3 protein-coding genes are annotated in these 4,372 nt (G+C 78.6%); 1 reads left to right on the top strand and 2 read right to left on the bottom strand.

Annotated elements, in window-relative coordinates:
- The coding region (locus ACFW1A_RS39030; protein WP_380418185.1) for a PucR family transcriptional regulator at positions 1-568 on the top strand (568 nt) is incomplete at its 5' end.
- A gap of 271 nt (positions 569-839) precedes the next feature.
- Here ACFW1A_RS39030 and ACFW1A_RS39025 read toward each other — a convergent pair.
- Both ACFW1A_RS39025 and ACFW1A_RS39020 read right to left on the bottom strand, forming a co-directional pair.
- Positions 840-1,823 carry an alpha/beta hydrolase gene (locus ACFW1A_RS39025; RefSeq protein ID WP_380418183.1) on the bottom strand — a complete coding sequence of 328 codons (984 nt, stop codon included), beginning with the start codon at positions 1,821-1,823 and terminating at the stop codon, positions 840-842.
- Positions 1,823-4,372 (bottom strand): acyltransferase domain-containing protein (locus ACFW1A_RS39020; RefSeq protein ID WP_380418181.1); only part of this gene is annotated, 2,550 nt, incomplete at its 5' end. The genes ACFW1A_RS39020 and ACFW1A_RS39025, both read right to left, overlap by 1 nt.

The following is a 4,372-nucleotide window of genomic DNA, read 5'->3' as shown; positions in this document are numbered from 1 at the left end:
GCGCCCGGCGGTGCTGCTGCTCGCGGCCGACCGGGCCCCGGGCAGCCCCGGAGGGCAGGGCCTGCTGGCGGCGCTGGGCCCCGGCGCCCGCCTGTCGGTCGGACCGCCGGTGCCGCCGGCGGAGGCCGCCGACTCGCTGCGCTGCGCCGAGCGCGGACTCGACCTGGTGCGGCGCGGCGTGCTGCCGGACCGCGGGCCGCTGCGCTGCGCCGAGCACCTCGGCACCCTGCTGCTGTACGCCGACGAGCCGCTGCAGCACCTGCTGCGCCGCCACGAGTTGGCGCCGCTCGACGGACTGCCCGGCACCCAGCGCGCCCGCCTGGTGGAGACCCTGCTCGCCTGGCTGCAGAGCGGCTGCACCGTCCCGCCGGTGGCCCGCGCGCTGCACGTCCACCCGCAGACCGTGCGCTACCGCCTGCGCCGGCTGGAGCAGCTCTTCGGTGACCGGCTGCGGGATCCTGGTGGCCATCTGGACCTCGAACTGGCCCTGCGGGCCGAGGTGCTGGGCGCGGCCCGGCGGGCCCGCGAGCTGCCTGTGGGGCGGTTGCGGCCGTCGGGGGCCGCCTGACGGGCGGGGTGTTGCCGTGCGCCGTGCGGGATCCCGGTGGCCATCTGGACCTCGAACCGGCCCTGCGGGCCGAGGTGCCGGCCGCCGCCCGGTGGCCCCGCGAGCTGCCTGTGGGGCGGCTGCGGCCGTCGGGGGCCGCCTGACGGGCCGGGTGTTGCCGTGCGCCGTGCGGGACCCCGGTGGCCATCTGGGCCTCGAACTGGCCCTGCGGGCCGAGGTGCCGGCCGCCGCCCGGCGGGCCCGCGGGCTGCCTGCCGGGCGGTTGCGCCCGTCAGGAGCCGCCCGGCAGGCCGAGCGCGCCGGCCAGCAGCGGCCAGGACCGCTGGTACTCCGTCTCCCAGTAGGCCCAGCTGTGCGTCCCGCCGGCGTAGAAGTCCTCCTGGGCCGGGATGCCGGCCAGCCGCAGCCGCAGCGCGAAGGCCTGCGCGGCCGGCCACAACGCGCTCTCCAGGATGCCCCCGGCCGGGTCGCCCCCGCTCAGGCCGGTGCCGGTGGAGAGGAACAGCCGGGTGCCGCGCAGCCGGTCCGCCAGCCAGGTCGGGTCGTTGGCCGCCCAGCGGGGGAACTGCAGGACCGGATCGCCCCACAGCGAGAGCGGGTCGAGGTTCTCCCGCGCCACGATCGCCTCGACCACGGCCGGCATGCCCGGCAGCGTGGTGTCGAGGATGCCGCTGTAGGAGGCCGCCGCCGCGAACGCCCCTGGGTGGCGGGCGGCGAACGCGACCGCCGCCCACCCGCCGGTGGACACGCCCGCGACCGCCCGGGTGCCGCCCGCCCGGAAGTCGCGCTGCAGCAGCTGCATCAACTCGGTGACCTGGAAGGTCTCGTAGTCCGGCCGGTCGGCGCCGCCGTGCCACCAGGCGGTGGGGATGCCGGTGGGGCCGGACGCGGGCATCGCGACGATCACCGGCTGCCCCGCCGTGAACCGCTCGATGTCGGTCGAGCGGACCCAGGAGCTGTCGTCGTCGTGCGCCCCGTGCAGCAGGTAGAGCACCGGCCAGCTGCGGGTGGCGTCGGCGGACCAGCCGGCGGGCAGCAGCAGACGGGTGTCGACCGTGCCGCCGACGGCGGGGGAGGAGATGGTCAGGTCGACCAGCCGGCTGTCCAGCCAGGAGGCGGAGACCACCCGGGCGCCGTCGTCGGCCGCCGCCGCGAAGGCGCGGGACGCCGCCGGCGCGGGCACGGCGGCCGCGAGGGTGAGGGTGAGGGCTGCGGCGAGCAGCGCCGCGCAGGCGCTGCTCCGGTGACGTGGCATCAGGACGGCTCCGGCGAGATGGGCGGGTGGGGGGCGAGGGCGCGGTCGAGCAGCGCGGCGAGCGCGTCGACCAGGGGCGGGTCGAGGAGTTCCAGGTGGTGTCCCGGCAGCGGGGTGACGGTGAGGTCGGGGCAGTGGGCGTCCCAGCCGAGGGCCTCGTCGGTGCGCCGGTAGCGCGGGTCCGGGACGGTGTGCGGGGCGGGTTCGGTGGCCCGGTAGAGCAGGGTCCGCCCGGCGTACCGGCGCGGTCGGTGGCGCTCGCCGCTGCGCAGGTCGAGGTAGGAGGTGCGCTGGTGCTCCAGCACGGCGGGCGACAGGTCCACCGCCTGGGCCAGTTCCTTGAGTACCAGGTCGATCCCGGCCACCGGGTCCAGCGCGGCGAGTCGGTCGTACGGGAGCGGCAGCGGCCGGCCGTAGGTGCGCTCCACGTAGGCCGCGAAGCCGGCCAGCCGCCGGTGGGCCAGCTGCTCCTCGGTCAGCCCGGGGGCCAGCAGCGGCAGCACGCTGTCGATCAGCACCAGGGCGGTGACGGTGCCGTGCCGGGCCAGCAGCCGGGCGGTGTGCTGGGCCACCAGGCCGCCGTACGACCAGCCGCCCACGGCCCAGGGCCCGCCCGGGACCCGGTCGCGGATCGCCGCCGCGCAGGCCGCGGCGCGCTCGCCCACCTCGGTCAGGTCGGCGAGGCGCTCCAGGCCGTAGCAGGGCTGGTCGGCGCCGAGCCGCTCGGCCAGCGTGCGGTAGACGGCCGAGGAGCCCCCGGCCGGGTGGACCAGGAAGAGCGGTGCCCGCCCACCGGTCTCGCGGAAGGCCCGGACCGGCCCGGTGACCGGGGTCTCCAGCCGGGGGCGGAGCAGCGAGGCGAGCGCGGCCAGGGTGGGCGGGCCGGAGCGCGCCGCGGCGACGTCCAGGCCGAGCCGTTCGGCGACCCGGGCCAGGCCGTCCACCGGCAGCCGGTCCTCGACGCCCGGCGCGGCCGTCCCGCTGACGCTGTGCCAGGTCTGCGCGACGCGCCGCTCGGCGGCGTCCCGGGGCAGCACTCCGGTGGCCGGTGCCTCGCGTCCCTCGCCGGTCGGCGGTGCGTCCAGGCGGGCGGCGAGCGTGCGCAGGGTGGCCCCGCGCAGCAGCTCGCCCGGCGGGACGTCGGTGCCGAACTCGTGCCGGACCCGGGTGAGCAGCCGCGCGGCGGTCAGCGAGTCCAGGCCCAGCCCGGTGAGTGGGACCGCCGGGTCGACCAGTCCGGGGTGGCGGCCCAGCACGTCGGCGAGCAGCGCCGTCAGCCGGCCCAGCGTGTCGACGCCCGGCGGCGGTGCGGCTCCGGCCGGCCCGCGGGGCACGGGCGGCGGCGCCCCGACCCAGCACACCTGGTGCTGCCAGCCGGGCGAGGGCAGGTCGACGACCCGGCCACCCGGGTGCAGCGCCCGCGGATCCAGCGGCACCCCCTCGGCGAGGGCCGCGGCCAGGGCGCGGCGGAACGCCAGCGCGTCGTCGTCGGGGTCCCGGCGGAGCGCGGCCAGCAGCACCGGGTCCGGCACGCCGACGGCGCGCAGCGTGTCCGCCAGCGGGAGGAGCTGGGTCGGGTGGGGCGACACCTCCAGGAAGCTCCGGTGGCCGTCCTGCGCCGCCGCGCGCACCGCCTGCTCGAACCGGACCGGGCGGCGCAGGTTGGCCGCCCAGTAGGCCGCGTCGAACGAAGGGGCCTGCCGCGGGTCGTCCAGCACCGTGCCGTAGCAGGGCACCCGCGGCTCACCCGGCGCGAGCCCGGTCAGCTGCGCGGTCAACGGCTCCAGCAGCGGATCGACCTGTGCGGAGTGGCCGGCCCCGGCCACGCCCAGCGACCGGGCCAGCAGGCCCCGGGCGGCGACCCGACGCAGCAGCTCCTCGATCTCGTCCCCGGTGCCGGTCACCACGCTCTGCTCCGGCGAGGCGTGCACGGCGACCTGAACGGTCGTCAGATCTGCGGTCAGCCGGCCGACTTCGTCGGCCGGGCAGCCGACCGCCGCCATCGCCCCGCCGGAGAGGCGGTCCAGCAGCCGGGACCGGACCGCGATCACCCGCGCGCCGTCCTGCTCCGTGAGTGCCCCGGCGACCACGGCGGCCGCCACCTCGCCCATGGAGTGCCCGATCACCGTGGCCGGCTCGACCCCGTAGCTGCGCCAGAGCTCCGCCAGCGCCAGCTGGACGCCGAACAGCACCGGCTGCACCACACCCGGCCGGGTCAACTCGACGTCGTCCCCGAGGTGCTGACGCAGGGACAGGCCGGCCTCGCCGAGCAGCAGCGGCTCCAGCCGGTCGACCGCCGCCGCGAACGCGGGCTCGACCAGGAGCAGACGCCGCCCCATCCCCGCCCACTGCGATCCGTAGCCCGAGAAGACCCAGACCGGCCGGTCCGTGCGGGCCGGCCTCGCGGCGGCGGGCAGCACCAGCGCCGGGTGCGGCCGCTGCTCGGCGAGCGCGGCCAGCGCCGCGGCGGCCTGCGCCACGTCCGCCGCCACCACGACCGCCCGGCACGGCCCGCGGCCGGTGCGCCCGGCCAGCGTGCGGGCGACGTC

This window comes from Kitasatospora sp. NPDC058965, from assembly GCF_042741245.1.
Lineage (GTDB): Bacteria > Actinomycetota > Actinomycetes > Streptomycetales > Streptomycetaceae > Kitasatospora.
Note: the sequence above shows the minus strand (reverse complement) of the source record. Positions and strands in the feature narration are given on the sequence as shown.

Coding starts and splice junctions, on each gene's coding strand:
- ACFW1A_RS39025 (WP_380418183.1), bottom strand. CDS start 1,823: ATGCCACGTCACCGGAGCAGCGCCTGCGCGGCGCTGCTCGCCGCAGCC.